Annotated in this window: 13 protein-coding genes, 1 tRNA gene, 1 rRNA gene, 3 pseudogenes and 1 other annotated feature; of the genes and pseudogenes, 10 read left to right on the top strand and 8 right to left on the bottom strand. The window is 42.0% G+C overall.

Going from position 1 to position 15001, the window contains the following annotated elements; translation table 11 throughout:
• Positions 1 to 222, top strand: a 23S ribosomal RNA gene (locus tag BLR88_RS10890); the annotation flags it as partial.
• A 145-nt stretch (positions 223 to 367) separates the two neighbouring features.
• Here BLR88_RS10890 and BLR88_RS10885 read toward each other — a convergent pair.
• Positions 368 to 1402, bottom strand: a complete 1035-nt coding sequence (locus tag BLR88_RS10885; protein WP_057897215.1) for a YaaC family protein — start codon at positions 1400 to 1402, stop codon at positions 368 to 370.
• A gap of 217 nt (positions 1403 to 1619) precedes the next feature.
• Between BLR88_RS10885 and guaB the strand changes: the two genes are divergently transcribed.
• The 5 genes from guaB (at position 1620) to BLR88_RS10860 (ending at position 7450) form a co-directional block, all read left to right on the top strand.
• On the top strand, positions 1620 to 3083 hold the full coding sequence (guaB, locus tag BLR88_RS10880) for an IMP dehydrogenase (RefSeq protein ID WP_057897214.1): 1464 nt from the start codon (positions 1620 to 1622) through the stop codon (positions 3081 to 3083).
• Positions 3084 to 3203: 120 nt separating this feature from the next.
• A complete protein-coding gene (locus tag BLR88_RS10875) occupies positions 3204 to 4517 on the top strand; it encodes a D-alanyl-D-alanine carboxypeptidase family protein (RefSeq protein ID WP_082706141.1) in 1314 nt (437 codons plus the stop codon).
• Between the two features lie 102 nt (positions 4518 to 4619).
• Positions 4620 to 4837, top strand: a binding site (T-box leader).
• Positions 4838 to 4887: 50 nt separating this feature from the next.
• The gene (serS, locus tag BLR88_RS10870) at positions 4888 to 6174 is read left to right on the top strand and encodes a serine--tRNA ligase (RefSeq protein WP_057897212.1); all 1287 of its coding nucleotides are present in this window, start codon (positions 4888 to 4890) and stop codon (positions 6172 to 6174) included.
• Positions 6175 to 6351: 177 nt separating this feature from the next.
• Positions 6352 to 7149 carry an SDR family oxidoreductase UcpA gene (gene ucpA / locus BLR88_RS10865; protein WP_057897211.1) on the top strand — a complete coding sequence of 266 codons (798 nt, stop codon included), beginning with the start codon at positions 6352 to 6354 and terminating at the stop codon, positions 7147 to 7149.
• 224 nt (positions 7150 to 7373) lie between these two features.
• A tRNA-Arg gene (locus BLR88_RS10860) sits at positions 7374 to 7450 on the top strand.
• Positions 7451 to 7550: 100 nt separating this feature from the next.
• Here BLR88_RS10860 and BLR88_RS10855 read toward each other — a convergent pair.
• From BLR88_RS10855 to BLR88_RS10840, 5 genes and pseudogenes are all read right to left on the bottom strand, one after another.
• The gene (locus BLR88_RS10855) at positions 7551 to 7847 is read right to left on the bottom strand and encodes a tyrosine-type recombinase/integrase (protein ID WP_236781934.1); all 297 of its coding nucleotides are present in this window, start codon (positions 7845 to 7847) and stop codon (positions 7551 to 7553) included.
• A 54-nt stretch (positions 7848 to 7901) separates the two neighbouring features.
• Positions 7902 to 8114 (bottom strand): annotated as a pseudogene (locus BLR88_RS10850) (tyrosine-type recombinase/integrase); the annotation flags it as partial.
• A gap of 24 nt (positions 8115 to 8138) precedes the next feature.
• Entirely contained in the window at positions 8139 to 8306 is a 168-nt protein-coding gene (locus BLR88_RS20140) for a hypothetical protein (protein WP_156423975.1), read from the bottom strand.
• Positions 8307 to 8315: 9 nt separating this feature from the next.
• Positions 8316 to 8414: pseudogene (locus BLR88_RS20555) on the bottom strand (tyrosine-type recombinase/integrase); the annotation flags it as partial.
• Between the two features lie 320 nt (positions 8415 to 8734).
• On the bottom strand, positions 8735 to 10240 hold the full coding sequence (locus BLR88_RS10840) for a malate:quinone oxidoreductase (protein WP_057897210.1): 1506 nt from the start codon (positions 10238 to 10240) through the stop codon (positions 8735 to 8737).
• Between the two features lie 473 nt (positions 10241 to 10713).
• Here BLR88_RS10840 and BLR88_RS20550 point away from each other — a divergent pair, with 473 nt between their 5' ends.
• A complete protein-coding gene (locus BLR88_RS20550) occupies positions 10714 to 11031 on the top strand; it encodes a transposase (RefSeq protein ID WP_057897209.1) in 318 nt (105 codons plus the stop codon).
• A 1133-nt stretch (positions 11032 to 12164) separates the two neighbouring features.
• On the opposite strand, the gene BLR88_RS10820 is transcribed toward BLR88_RS20550, so the two are convergent.
• On the bottom strand, positions 12165 to 12374 hold the full coding sequence (locus BLR88_RS10820) for a helix-turn-helix transcriptional regulator (RefSeq protein WP_057897207.1): 210 nt from the start codon (positions 12372 to 12374) through the stop codon (positions 12165 to 12167).
• Positions 12375 to 12758: 384 nt separating this feature from the next.
• On the opposite strand from BLR88_RS10820, the pseudogene BLR88_RS10815 reads away from it, so the two are divergent.
• A pseudogene (locus BLR88_RS10815) lies at positions 12759 to 13143 on the top strand (ArpU family phage packaging/lysis transcriptional regulator).
• A gap of 7 nt (positions 13144 to 13150) precedes the next feature.
• Here BLR88_RS10815 and BLR88_RS10810 read toward each other — a convergent pair.
• The gene (locus BLR88_RS10810; protein WP_057897206.1) at positions 13151 to 13519 is read right to left on the bottom strand and encodes an MmcQ/YjbR family DNA-binding protein; all 369 of its coding nucleotides are present in this window, start codon (positions 13517 to 13519) and stop codon (positions 13151 to 13153) included.
• A 338-nt stretch (positions 13520 to 13857) separates the two neighbouring features.
• Between BLR88_RS10810 and BLR88_RS10805 the strand changes: the two genes are divergently transcribed.
• Positions 13858 to 14667, top strand: a complete 810-nt coding sequence (locus tag BLR88_RS10805; RefSeq protein WP_057897204.1) for a copper amine oxidase N-terminal domain-containing protein — start codon at positions 13858 to 13860, stop codon at positions 14665 to 14667.
• Positions 14668 to 14826: 159 nt separating this feature from the next.
• Positions 14827 to 14961 carry a hypothetical protein gene (locus BLR88_RS20390; RefSeq protein ID WP_257721582.1) on the top strand — a complete coding sequence of 45 codons (135 nt, stop codon included), beginning with the start codon at positions 14827 to 14829 and terminating at the stop codon, positions 14959 to 14961.
• Positions 14962 to 15001 lie beyond the last annotated feature (40 nt).

Below are 15001 nucleotides of genomic sequence, written 5' to 3'. Positions count from 1 at the left end.
CACCGCTGGTGCACCAGTTGTTCCGCCAGGAGCACAGCTGGGTAGCCATGTGCGGACGGGATAAGCGCTGAAAGCATCTAAGCGTGAAGCCCCCCTCAAGATGAGATTTCCCACAGCGTAAGCTGGTAAGACCCCTTATAGATGATGAGGTGGATAGGTTCGAGGTGGAAGCGTGGCAACACGTGGAGCTGACGAATACTAATCGGTCGAGGGCTTAACCAAAGATAGACTGGATATCCTGTGCGTCATGTTTCTTCTGATTCAGTTTTCAAGGTATAATAGAAAAACCCCCTTGTCCAATCCAATTGCAAGCTGGATAAGGGGGTTTATGTTTGTCGGTATTTGCAGAAGTACAAACGGGAACAAGTTAATCTGTTTGAAAAATGTGTCGCTCCTCTAGGAGTAAATCATACACTAGATTCGGAAATTTTCTCGCTGATAATGCTAAAAACTCCTGAATCATGTACATATCCTCTGACATGAATGAAAATACGATTTCACCCCAGCGTTCGGTCTCATATCGGCATAGCATCCCCAAAACGTACATGATCATGTAATGGTTTACGATTTCAGAAATATTGTAGTCTGTTTCCATTTTTATTTTGTAGAAAAAATTTCCTTTATAATCGTGTAAAAATAGTTTGTTTGCAAAACCGTCTCCGCTTTCGGTCACATGAATTTGATTGGGATGATGCCATTCCAAGCGGATAATCCCCTTTGGCACTTCTAACGAGGACGGTAAAAACACGCCCTGGCCTTCGTTGTAACGGTTTAAATAATGAATAAATCCGTTATACGTTAAATGAACTTTATCGAGCACAGATTCAGGGAGATAAAAAATCGTGCAGAGTTTTTCGTAATTCCGGTGAGAAGAGAGCGAAACTGGAATCAGAGAGGTTTGTTTGTATAATTTTTGGTAGGCGGGCTGTAATTCTGGTATTACCGCTAATAAACTTTGGATTCGGTACTTTTCCTTTAGGTTTTCTTTGCTTAGAAATGAATGAAGATAAGGAAGCAGACCTTCTTTTTGTACTTTTACTTCATCTTCAGCAAGCGAGTAGTAATTTTTTTTGATTTTGCGGCTAGTAACGCCGTGTTGAAGTACGCGTGTATTAGAAGGATAATCGGGGTCACGTGTCAGAATATAAGCTTTTAGTAGGCTTACCATCCCATAATATAGCAAAAGTGGTTGTACCAACAGATCACTATTGACTGCAGAAACGTAATATTGACGCGCTTGTTTGATATAATAAATAAACTTGGAAGCATTTTGAAAGGCGTATACATTCGCTTTGGGAATGTTTAGTTTTTCGTACGTTTGCTGTAGAAACGCTTTAGTTGTGGGCTCGCTTTCAAAATAAAGATAACTGTCCCACATTTTTTTTGTGGGATTTTCACACATTATAGTATGGACAACTTGGTACATTCCTTTCACCTTTTCTGTCTAATTATTCGTAAAAATGGAATATTAAGTGCTTAAAATTGCTATTTCTCATTTATTATTAACGGAAAAGCCGAACAATATTACAGAATTCTTGACATCAAAATAAGCTGTTTGTTACACTTTCGATAATATATAGAACACGACAAACAAACTGAGGAAAAGGAAGGTATTACTTGTGTGGGAAAATAAATTTGGTAAAGAAGGATTAACATTTGACGATGTTTTGCTTATCCCGGGAAAATCGGAAATTTTGCCGCGTGACGTTGATGTTTCCACACAGTTGAGCGAAAACGTAAAGCTTAATATTCCGCTTATCAGTGCAGGAATGGATACGGTAACGGAATCGGCTTTAGCGATTGCAATTGCCCGTCAGGGTGGTATGGGAATTATTCATAAAAATATGTCTATCGAACAGCAAGCGGAAGAAGTCGATCGCGTGAAACGTTCAGAGAGCGGCGTTATTACCAATCCTTTTTCACTTCAGCCACATCATTCGGTAGTGGAAGCGGAAAAGCTAATGGCAAAGTACCGCATCTCTGGTGTGCCGATTGTCGATGAAAGCAATAAACTGGTCGGCATTATCACTAACCGCGACCTACGCTTTGTACATGACTATTCAGTGAAAATTAGCGAAGTCATGACCAAAGAAGAACTCGTGACCGCTCCGGTTGGCACGACGCTGAAAGAGGCGGAAGAAATCTTGCAGCGCCACAAAATCGAGAAACTGCCACTTGTTGACGAGAACAATGAATTAAAAGGTCTTATTACGATTAAAGATATCGAAAAAGCGATTCAATTCCCACACGCCGCCAAGGATAGACAGGGACGATTGCTTTGTGGTGCCGCTGTCGGTGTATCCAAAGACACATTTGACCGCGCAGAAGCGCTTGTTAAAGCCGGTGTAGATTGTTTGGTTATTGATACAGCTCATGGTCATTCCAAGGGTGTGATTGACACTGTAAAAGAAATGCGGGCCAAGTATCCTGACTTAACAATTGTTGCAGGGAATGTGGCAACAGGTGAAGCAACGCGAGAGCTTATCGAGGCGGGTGCTTCCGCGGTTAAAGTTGGTATCGGACCAGGTTCCATTTGTACGACACGTGTCGTTGCAGGTATTGGGGTACCGCAGATTACAGCCATTTATGATTGCGCAACGGTGGCCAGAGAATATAATATCCCGATTATTGCAGATGGCGGTATCAAATATTCCGGCGACATTACGAAAGCGATTGGCGCCGGCGCGTCTGTTGTCATGATCGGAAGCCTGTTTGCTGGTTGTGAAGAAAGCCCGGGCGAATCTGAAATCTATCAAGGCCGCCGCTTTAAAGTGTACCGCGGTATGGGCTCTCTCGGTGCGATGAAGGACGGAAGTAAAGACCGTTACTTCCAAGAAAAAGAAGATGATAAAAAGCTTGTGCCGGAAGGGATTGAAGGCCGTGTCCCGTACAAAGGACCGCTGGCGGATACAGTGTACCAACTGGTTGGGGGCTTGCGGGCAGGCATGGGCTACTGCGGCACAAGAACGATCGAAGAACTGAAGAACAACTCGCGCTTTATTCGTATTACTAATGCTGGGTTGAGAGAAAGCCATCCGCATGATGTGCAAATTACGAAAGAGGCGCCGAACTATTCGCTGTAAAGGTTGTTGTTAAAAAATAGTTAGCAAGACAGGGCATAAACTCCCTGTCTTTTTTTATGTTGTATGGTAGAATCATATTGTTGTTTAAATAAAGTGGAGGTGCGAAAGTTGTCAATGTATATGAAACAGATAAAGAAACCGCTGGCTTTAGCATTGGCGTTGCTGATGTTCTTTTTGCCTATTTTTATGATAAATCCCGGACAGGCTCAGGCGGCTTCTCCAGCGTTGAATCTGGATGTCAAATCCGCCATTATGGTTGAGGCCACTACAGGGAAAATTCTTTATAAATACAATGAGAACCAAGCGCTTCCTCCGGCCAGTATGACTAAGATGATGACCGAATATTTAGTGTTGGATGCGATTAAAAAGAAAAAAATTACTTGGGACCAGAAAGTAACGGTTGACGATTACGGCGCGTTCTTAGGTAAATCGGGTAGTTCGGGTGTGTATCTTGCCAAGGGAGACGTACATACTGTAAAAGAGCTGTATGAAGCGATGGCGATTTACTCCGCCAATGATGCTACCGTTATGCTGGCCGAAACGGTGGCCGGTTCGGAAAACGAGTTTGTAAAGCTGATGAACCAAAAAGCGAAAGAATTTGGCATGACGCAGACATACTTCGCGAATTCAACCGGATTACCGCTTGCGGATTTGAAGGCATTCGCACCAGAATCCGCTGACAGGGATACTGTAATGTCCGCTCGTGACGCTGCTATTTTGGCAAAAGAGCTTATTACCCAGCATCCAGAAGTGTTGGAGACGACAAAAATTCCGCGGAAAATATTTCGTGAAGGTACGCCACAGGCTTTGAAAATGGATAACTGGAACTGGATGCTTCCGGGACTTGTAAAACAATACAAAGGTGTAGACGGTTTGAAAACGGGTCATACGAATGCGGCCGGTTTCTGCTTTACAGGTACGGCGGAACGGAACGGAGTGCGCCTGATTACAGTTGTTATGGGTACCAAATCATTTGTAAGTCGTTTTACAGAAACGAGCAAGCTGTTGGATTATGGGTTTAGTAACTATAAAATGCAGCCGTTGCTTGCCCAGGGCGCTCAAATTTCAGGTGGAGAGAATGCAAAAGTCAACAAAGGAACGGCAAAAGAAGTGGCCGCTGTGACCAGTAAGCAGGTGTTGTATCCGGTCAAAAAGGGAGAAGAAGGGGCTTATAAACCGAAGGCTGTATTGCAGGAAGTAACGGCGCCGGTAAAACAAGGACAAGCTGTAGGTTACGTAAAAGTTGTTGGGCCGAACGGCAAGTCGGATGAATTCCTGCGTCCGATCGACGAACAAAAGGCTGGCGGCACGTTGGTTGCCAAAGAAGAAGTGGAAGAAGCAGGCTGGCTTCGTCTTGCATTCCGTGCATTTTTCGGTTTCATTGGCGACATTTTTTCAAGCCTTGGGAACATGATTAAAGGCTGGTTCTCCTGATCATTGAACGTTTTTTCTTGATATTTATTTGCGAGATACATTTTGCATCTTGTTTCCGGATATAGTAGAGTATAGTTATATAGTTTTTTTCTAAACAAATAAGGAAAGGCTATGACGGGAACAAGTAAGCGGAAGCTGTGCGTCCAGAGAGTCGGTGGAAGGTGCGAACCGAACGGACAGGCCGCTGAAATCCATCTCTGAGCTAGCGGTGAAGAGCCGGATCATATTACATCCGTTATCATGTGTAAGAGGGCATACAGGCGCCATGCGAGCGCTGTATGCTGAATTAGGGTGGCAACACGGATCATCCCGTCCCTGAGTAGGGAGGGGATTTTTTATTTTCCAAGTAAGGATTCAGGAGGAGATATGCATGTTAGATGTTAAACGCCTTCGCAATGATTTTGCCGCTATTAAAAAAGCGCTGGAAACACGCGGCGAGAAATTGAATGAAATCGATAAATTCGAGGATCTGGATGTAAAGCGTCGCAGGCTGCTGGCGGAGAGCGAACAGTTGAAAAATAAACGTAATGTTGTATCGGATGAAATCGCGCGTTTGAAAAAAGAAAAGCAAAATGCGGATGATTTAATCGTGGAGATGAAAGAAGTATCCGCAAAAATCAAAGAATATGATGAACAGATCCGTGTGCTGGAAGAAGAAATTTCTCAGATTATGCTTGGGATTCCGAACGTGCCGCATGAAAGTGTGCCGGTCGGTTTGACGGAAGATGACAATGTGCCGGTGCGCCATTGGGGCGAGCTTCCGAAATTTACATTCGAGCCGAAGCCGCATTGGGATATTGCAGCTAGCCTTGGCATTCTTGATTTTGAAGCGGCGGCCAAAGTTACCGGAAGCCGTTTCGTGTTCTACAAAGGGCTTGGCGCGCGACTGGAGCGTGCATTGATTAACTTTATGCTCGATTTGCATACAACTGAACACGGCTATGAAGAGATTATGCCACCTTACATTGTGAATCGTGACAGTATGATTGGCACCGGTCAATTGCCAAAATTTGAAGAAGATGCCTTCAAAGTAGCGGATACTGATTATTTCCTCATACCGACAGCGGAAGTTCCGGTGACAAATTATCATCGTGAAGAAATTATTCCAGGAGATACGCTCCCGATCCGCTATGTGGCATACAGTGCTTGTTTCCGTTCTGAGGCTGGGTCTGCGGGGCGCGATACGCGTGGTCTTATTCGTCAACACCAATTCAATAAGGTCGAACTTGTCAAGTTCGTTAAACCAGAAACATCGTATGATGAGCTGGAAAGCCTCGTAAATAATGCGGAGAAGGTGCTACAGATTCTTGGGCTTCCGTATCGTGTAATGAGCATGTGCACAGGTGATTTGGGCTTTACAGCGGCGAAGAAATACGATATCGAGGTATGGTTGCCGAGCTATGATACGTATCGCGAGATTTCGAGCTGCAGTAACTTTGAAGACTTCCAGGCTCGCCGTGCGGGAATCCGTTTCCGGCGTGAAGCTAAATCGAAACCGGAATTCGTGCATACATTGAATGGTTCAGGCCTAGCAATTGGCCGTACGATGGCTGCGATCTTAGAGAATTATCAGCAGGAAGACGGTAGCGTTCTGATTCCAGAACCGCTTCGTCCGTATATGGGCGGTCTGGAAAAGCTTGTACCGAAAGCAAAGTAAGCATAGAGCAGAAAAGACGTACACAATAAGAACTGTGGTACGTCTTTTTGCTTTATATAACTTTTGAAGCACTGGCTAATTGTGAACAATTTGTAGAAAAAATGGTATTATTGTAGATATTTGTTCGTTTAATATTATAATTTAGGATAGATTAATTTCATTGATAGGAGAGAGAGAATGGGAAAGCTCAATAACAAAATTGCGGTTGTTACAGGAGCAGCAATGGGAAATGGGGAAGGTATTGCCAGAACTTTTGCAAAATACGGTGCTCATGTTGTACTGCTTGATATGTCTGAACGGGTATTTGAGGTTAAGCAACAACTCGAATCGCAAGGATATGCGGCTACAGCTTATCAGGTTGATGTGACAAACTTTACAGAAATTAAGCAATGCATCGATCAAGCCATTCAGGATTTTGGGAAAATTGATGTTCTTGTGAACAATGCAGGCGTTATTAGGCTTGCAAGCTTTTTGGATATGAGTGATGATACAAGAGATTTTCAATTTGATGTAAACATTAAGGGTGTATGGAACGTAACAAAAGCTGTTCTGCCAAACATGGTGGAAAATAAATACGGAAAGATTGTAAATATGTCCTCTGTGACCGGAACGATGGTAGCTGATGAAGGGGAAACGGCTTATGCGACGACAAAAGCGGCTATTTTAGGCTTTACTAAGGCATTAGCACGGGAAGTCGCGCGTTATAATATAACAGTGAATGCGATTTGTCCTGGATACATTCTGACACCGATGGCAGAGCAAATTGCGAAGGAATCGAATGCAACGAATCCTAATGCCGTCGTTGATGGAATTGCAAGCGGAGTACCGTTAGGAAGACTGGGACGCATTGAGGAAGTCGGAGAGCTGGCGGCTTTTTTGGCTTCTGATGAGTCAAGCTACATTACTGGAACGCATGTGGTGATTGATGGTGGAAGCACATTGCCGGAAACTGTTTCTGTAGGCGTGACATCGTAAGCAAAGGGGAGTAAGAGAGGGGCTTTTCATAAGAAAGTCCCTTTTTCTTTTTTGCGAAAAATGGTCGTTTAGTTTTGTTGTTTTGGAAGTGTTACCGGGCAATTTCCGGGAAAATCGGCGATATAATGGCGAGTGTGCAGTTGTGATTTGTATTAGATAGTAAGGTGAGAGTTTGAAAAAAGAAAGGCATATGTGTATAATAAATTAGGTATCGATTTTTACAAGGCTCCGTAGCTCAGCTGGATAGAGCGTCGGTTTCCTAAACCGTGCGTCGGAGGTTCGAGTCCTCTCGGGGCCGCCATACATAAAGTCAGGAATGACGCGGGTTTGCGCGATTTTGTGCATCCGCGTCTTTTTGTTTTTTTGGGTAAATTGCAACCCAATTGCAACCCTTTTGTTCGCTAAAGCGATTTTTCGACCTCTTTTTTGCCCCGGAAAAGGGTGTCAGCGAACTGTTTAGCAGCTGCCTCTTGCAGCCCTGGGAGGACGTGCGAATACGTATCCAACGTGATGTTGATATTTGAGTGACCTAACCGTTCGCTTACGATTTTTGGATGCACTCCTTGCTTCAACATAAGAGTAGCGTGTGTATGACGTAAATCTGGAAGCGAATCTTTGGAAGCCCCGATTTTTTCAGCAGGGAGTACCAGGCGCGGTCGAGATTTCGAGCAAGCAGCGGAGTGCCAATCGTGCTGCATACAACAAGGCCGTGGTCTTGGTAAAGTTCACCGGCACGCAGCGCCTCTATAGTTTCATCGGTAAGTGAAACCATGCGGAAGCCACTGCGGGACTTCGGCTCTTGAAGGGAGTAGCCTGTCTCTGCCTAATGCCTGCCGGATAGACAACCGCCCCATGTCTAAATCAATGTCTTCCCAACGTAGTCCAAGGATTCCTCCCTTCCACATACCGGTTGTGAGTACAAGCATAAACACGATGTAGTACCGGGTTTTTTTAGCCAGCTCTAGGAACTTTACTGCGCTTTCTGCATCCTATACTTTGATTTCTGCTTTTGTCGGCTGTGGTGGGTCTACCATATCCGCTACGTTTCGCTGTACCAATCCCCATTTCAAAGCCCTGTCCAAGGCTTCTTTAATGACAAGGTGAGCTTTAAGGACGGAGCGGGAGGATAGCGGTTTGTTCTCTGTTTGCAGGGACACATACATTTTCTGTAGCTGTTGTGGCTTTAGATTGGCAATAGGAACATGGCCCAGGTGCGGGAGAATGCGGCGGACAAGCCAGCGGTATGATTTCCATGTACTAGGCCGGACTGTGTTTTTTTATCCTCTAGCCAATTCTCCAGGTAGATACCAAATGTTTCGTTAGACGGTTCTACGAACATACCGGTATTTAGTTCGTTAAAAAACTAAAGGAAGCATAAATTTGCCAAAACGGCAATTTATGCTTCCTTTCACATACGGGTTTTTCGGTTATTTCGGATTTGCCAATTTTACTAGTACGGCATTGCTGATTTGCCTTCCTATGGACATAGTGTTTCCGTAATAAATATAAGCATAAGGAAATGTCTGAACATACAGTAGAACCGTCCCTCTGTGTCCGGCATGGTCGTGACAAATAAGGACCGTCTTTATGCGTATGCGTACTGTTTTTTAACCGCTAAGCCAAGCGTCTGCGCTGTTGAAGTATGAATTTCTTGGAAAAGCTCTGGGTTTTCCGCTAGTGACACGCCATAAGAAGGAATCATTTCTTTTATTTTCGGTTCCCACTCTTTCATATGTTGTGGGAAGCATTTTTCTAATACCTCAAGCATAACGTGAACGGCAGTAGAAGCACCCGGAGAAGCGCCGAGCAATGCAGCTATCGAGCCATCAGCGGCACTAACAACTTCCGTACCAAATTGAAGTGTTCCTTTACCGCCGGCCTCAGTATCTTTGATAACTTGCACACGTTGGCCCGCTACCACTATATCCCAATCCTCGCTTTTGGCGTTCGGAATAAACTCGCGTAATTCTTCCATGCGTTTTTCTTTCGATAACATAACTTGCTGGATCAGGTATTTTGTCAATGGAATGTTTTTTGCGCCTGCTGCCAACATAGTTAAGACATTATTCGGTTTTATGGAACCTAACAAATCAAACATTGAACCGTTTTTTAAAAACTTTGGTGAGAAGCCGGCAAACGGTCCAAAGAGCAACAATTTTTTATTGTCGATAAATCTTGTGTCAAGATGCGGAACAGACATTGGAGGAGCACCAACCTTAGCTTTACCGTATACTTTTGCATGATGCTGCGCTACAACATCTGGATTATTACACACCATAAATAGTCCGCTTACCGGGAATCCTCCAATACGTTTTCCTTCAGGAATACCGGATTTTTGCAGTAAAGGCAGGCTTCCTCCACCGGCGCCGATAAAGACGAATTTTGCAGTATGGCGTTCGACGGTACCGCTATCGACATTCCGCACTTTCAATTCCCACGAGCCGTCGCTAGTACGTTTAATATCATCAACATTATGTTTGAATTTTATATCAACGTTTTTACTCTTTAAGTGGTCAAATAACATGCGTGTTAAAGCGCCAAAGTTGACATCAGTTCCAGAGTCGATTTTTGTTGCCGCTATAGGTTCATTCGATTTACGGTCTTTCATAATAAGCGGAATCCATTCCATCAGTTTTCGAGGATCATCGGAAAATTCCATCCCTTGAAACAGGGGATTTTTAGACAGCGCTTCAAAACGTTTTTTTAAAAACGTTACATTTTTTTCCCCTTGTACTAAACTTAAATGAGGCAATGGCATGATAAAGTCCTTCGGATTACGTATCAGATTGCTGTTTACAAGATAAGACCAAAACTGTCTTGAAAGCTGAAACTGTTCATTAATTTTTATAGCTTTGCTAATATCTATGGATCCGTCCGGTTTTTCGACGGTGTAGTTAAGCTCGCATAGTGCCGAATGCCCCGTTCCCGCATTATTCCATTCGTTAGAACTTTCCTCTCCTGCGTTTGCGAGCCTCTCAAACACTGTAATTTTCCAGTCCGGCACTAATTCTTTCAGCAGTGTTCCCAAAGTCGCACTCATAATTCCGGCACCAATTAAGATAACGTCTGTTCTAGTTTGTCTGTTACTCATTTTTACCGTCCCTTATACCCTAAGATTTGCAGAAAGGATGTAGGCGCTCCTGCTTAGGCGCTATAGCAAGCCAGGCGCGACCTAGTCACACACCTTTTCTGGATCAATTATAATCCTATCCTATCATAGTGTATCACTATTATTTATAGATTAAAAATATTTTTTACTATTATATCATAGAGGGCGTTGCAAACACACTCTATGAATAATTGGCAATAAAAAAACCACCTGTTTGGGAAGAATGGTGAGTACCACACAAACCATTAACCAACGAGATGGATACTCTTATGATGCCCAAATTTTTAACAGATAATGCAAGGACCCTGTTTTACAACATGTTCTGACGTTTATAGACTGCTAGATATTCCTTAAACGAAATATGTAACAGGAAGACTTGGCATTTCAAGAAAAGTTATGTTGACCCTTTAAATAAAAGAAAATGTGGGAGGAGAAAAGATGCATTTGCCCGTGTTATGCTTACTTTCCTAAAGACGACCTTTGGTCGTGCTTTATTCCAGCGTCGTTCAGAAATTGAACGTGTCTTCTCCTTTTTGAAAAATAAACAGGGAATGGAGCAACCACGCTGGCACGGTAAAAATCGCTATCACTTTCATTGTCAGCCGTGTGTTTTTATTCATAATATTGGATTTTTATGCTGGTTTTGCAACATCATCTGTAATAAATATAGAAATTATAGAATGAGAGGTAAATTCTATATTTGCATTATAGATGTTTATTTCGGAGGCGATCCTTTTTTTATGAAATGGAACAAAAAGGAAGTGTACAAATGAACAAACGTTGCCTCTCCCGCATAGACAAAACAGGGGCTATCCTCTTACCCGAAGACCTTCAGAAGCTTGTCCATGCAGGCAAACGGGAAGTCCATACAGAAAACGGCTAGCTTGTCCTAAAGAACTCTAAACCTGATTACGCATTTACATGGATGCCAGAACAAAAATAGCTCGGTGCAAAGTCCGAGATTTTTTATTATGGAAACTGCAAACCAAATTGCAAACGAACTGTTTACAAAAGGGTAAAATCAAATAAAATGCAACGGGATAACAATCCAGAAGAATTGTTTTGTGCATCCGCGTCCTTTTATGTTTTTGGGTAAATTGCAGCCCAATTGCAACCCTTTTTTTCGCTAAAGCGATTTTTTGGCATCTTTTTTGCCCCGGAAAAGGGTGTCAGCGAACTGTTTAGGGCTGCCTCTTGCAGTCTTGGGAGGACGTGCGAATACGTATCCAACGTGATGTTGATATTTGAGCGACCTAACCGTTCGCTTACGATTTTTGGATGCACTCCTTGCTTCAACATAAGAGTAGCATGTGTATAGCGTAGGTAGGTCATGGAATCAAATACGAGGTACATTGGCCTTTTTCATAAGTCGAAACCAAGTGCGATCTAAGTTGCGCGAGAGTACTGTTGTTCCTATAAATGTTGCCACAATCCTGATATAAGCTCCCGGCTTTTAATTTTTCCTTGAGGAAGGAAATATAAAGTACCAATGCGAGAGTTGCAAAAAATAGCAAACGAGTTAACACACCGTTACTAGGGAAAGTAGCTTTTCTTATACTTTCATTCTATACAGTTTTGGCGAACCGAGACTTTCCAAAGTAAAAAAGCATCCCTAAGGATGCCTAGCAAGTCTTGCGTTTCCAAAAGATATATACTGCACCAACGATATTGAGGGAAACGTAGAAAAATAGAAGCAAATTCAGCATCTGCTCTGACGTGAAAACATTCTTGCTAGAAAGAAAGAACGAGATGACAACGGCCCAAGACAGAAACGAATACAAGAAAGACGAGGTTTTGACTTGGATATATTTACCACGCTCGTCATTTCCTTCAGGACTGACCTGAAACTTCATAATAAAGAGTTGGGCTACGATTGCTGTAATTATAAAAAAAATGCCAAGAATCTTCATAATTCATTTTCCTCCTGGTAACCAAATATTTCAGTCAAGGATTTTTCAAAAGACAAAGCAATCTTAAATGCAAGAATCAACGAGGGGTTATACTTGTTCTTTTCAATCGACGCAATCGTTTGTCGACTCACGCCTACGCGCTTAGCAAGTTCTTGTTGTGTCCATCCCTTTTCAGCACGGCATACTGCGATGCGATTCCACAGCAATAATGTCACCTCCTGTTTTTATTGTAAAATATATAAGACAAAATGTAAATAATATACGACAAAATGTTAAAAATTAACTTTAGTTTTAGCTACTTACAGTTAACATTACTTGTGAGAAGGAGCGAACGGGATGCAGAAGATAACAATTGTTTTCAGCAGTAGCGCAATTCAAGAATTTGTGGTTGAAAGCTTATCGCTTATCAGGAACGGATTTGGGCATTAGATAACGTGGACGGCATTTTCACAGAAGAACTGCCGAAAGAGCAAGTTTAACACAATATTTTGGAAGTAAAAAACAAAAGTCCCCTCCCGGCCACCAACCGGAGAGGGGTTCCCTGCTCTTACTCGACAAGAATATTTTACCATGAGCAGGGGGAGTCGAAAATGGTTGCTGAGCAATTATCCTCTTTATCAGCAGTTAATTGAGAAAGAAGTACGCAAGGTTGTTGTTAAAGAACTGAAAAAGTACAAGGCTCTCCGGGTAGCTGTGCAGAACCGGAAAGAGCAAGAAGAACAAGGTGTGAGAGGGCTGTTTCCTGCGTTGTACGAATCAGATAAGCAGAAAGAAATGAAAGTGCGTCAGATTGAACGCGCCTTACAATACACATTGGACGAAATAGAACGTCGTATTATCGAAGAAAAGTACTTGGGGACGACGCGAGTAAAGGATATTACGCTTTATCTGGATATGGGACTGACAAAGGAGCAGTACTATATGAAAAAGAAGGAGGCGATCTTCCAAATCGCCACGGCGCTCGGAATCATATGAGCGCTTTTTATTTTATTCTTAACGAGTTGGTAATTAGCTCTCTTTCAGCCTTTTTCAACCCTTTAAAAACTAACTGATAGGAACGGTCAATCATACCGAAAATCTCCTCGATTGGAATACTGCCGTCGGCTTCGATAGTGTTCCAGTGTCGTTTATTTAGATGATAACCAGGCTTAATTGCAGGGTACTGTTCGCGTAAAATCTCACAGATTTCTGGTTCACATTTTAGACTGATGTGTAGGCTCCCATTTCGATTCGAAAGAAGAGCAAACATTTTTCCGCATATCTTGAACACATGTATATCCTTACCAAACGGAAAATCTTCGATGGCTCCTTTTTTCTCCAAGCAATAGGTACGAACAGTATGTAAATCCATAATTCGATTCCTGCCTCTCTCATTAGTTTATTATCCTGATATTTACTATTGAGTATTTCAGATTTCATTGCAACTATATTTTGTCGACAAAACACCGAGCATAAAAGACCGCATCAAGGCTGCTGAACAGCTTGGTAAGCGCATCGCACGGGATGCGAAAAGTAAAGTGATTTATGTACCGTCTGACATGACGTATGAGCAATGGAGAAAAGTAATATCTATAACAAAAATTATAAATAAGTCTAAATACATGTATAATTAGTCCTGGTTAATAACGATATATCAGTAAGAATGTTATAAATGTTTATAATTGAATTATTGACTAGGAGGAAAGTTCTGTGAGCAAGGCGAAAAACATCAAGCTTCTTTCTGCTGGTTTCTTAGCAGGAACAATTTTCTGCTCAGGAGTAGTCTATGCTGCTAGTTCTATCAAGGTAGACTTTTTACCATTAAAGTATTATTTCGATGGAGAACAAAAAACAACATCTAAACCTGGTTTTATTTATAACGGAACCGTATATGTACCTTTAAGATTTTTCTCTGAATCACTTGGTAAAGAAGTCGAATGGGATCAAAAGACGCTATCTATTTATGTGGGAAAAAAACCTGCTTTAACCAAAAAAGTGGATGAAGATGGGGATGGACTTAATAGCCAAGATGAGATAGAAAAATATCATACTGATCCTACACTAAAAGATACAGATGGCGATGGGATAGATGATGGTATAGAAATAGAAATGAATTTAAATCCCAACAACAAAGACAGTGATAATAATGGTATAGAGGATGGCGAAGAAATAGGTGTTCATGAGTTAAAATTGAGTAACTCCTCTAATGTTAAAGGGAGTTTTTATATTAAAAATAAATATATAAATCATTCAGTAGTGTTAAGGGAAGATATGCAGTACTTAAATGATGTCAAATCTTTAGGTGCGATATCTAATCCTATAACCGTAGAAATCAGAGGACCTTATGAAAAATTTCAACTAGAATTTAAAGGATATTCAGATGCAAAAGTATATCAATTCGATACGATAAATAAAACGAAAGAATTAGTTCCTAACCAACAATATGATAGTAATGGGGATAAAATCGTGTTTGAGATAGAGAATCCATCGGATAAATATACTTTCTTTCTTGTTAAATAATGAAAAGCCAGCCTTTTTTGGTAAAGGTCCAAAACTGTAGACAATAAGAAAAAACTAGCTGCATTTTAAGGTAGCCTTTTTATTGCCCCATACCATACGGCATAAAACCGGGCGAATATGACTTGTAGGCTCGTACTGCAAGGCAAGGAGGAATGAACAATGAACCTTGAAAAAATCAAAAAGTTTTTAGAAGAAAACAAAGAAAATGCAGATGTACAAGCGTTTCTAAAGGGACTTGTGACGGCTGATGCTAGGTTACTGTCGAGTATCAAGGTTCAATTTCTCAGTTTGTAGCTTACCTATGAGGGATAGAAACAATCGTATAAATTGGCTT

It is taken from the genome of Aneurinibacillus thermoaerophilus (genome assembly GCF_900099925.1).
Lineage (GTDB): Bacteria > Bacillota > Bacilli > Aneurinibacillales > Aneurinibacillaceae > Aneurinibacillus > Aneurinibacillus thermoaerophilus.
The sequence above is the reverse complement of the archived record's forward strand: the minus strand, read 5'-3'. Positions and strand labels throughout refer to the sequence as shown.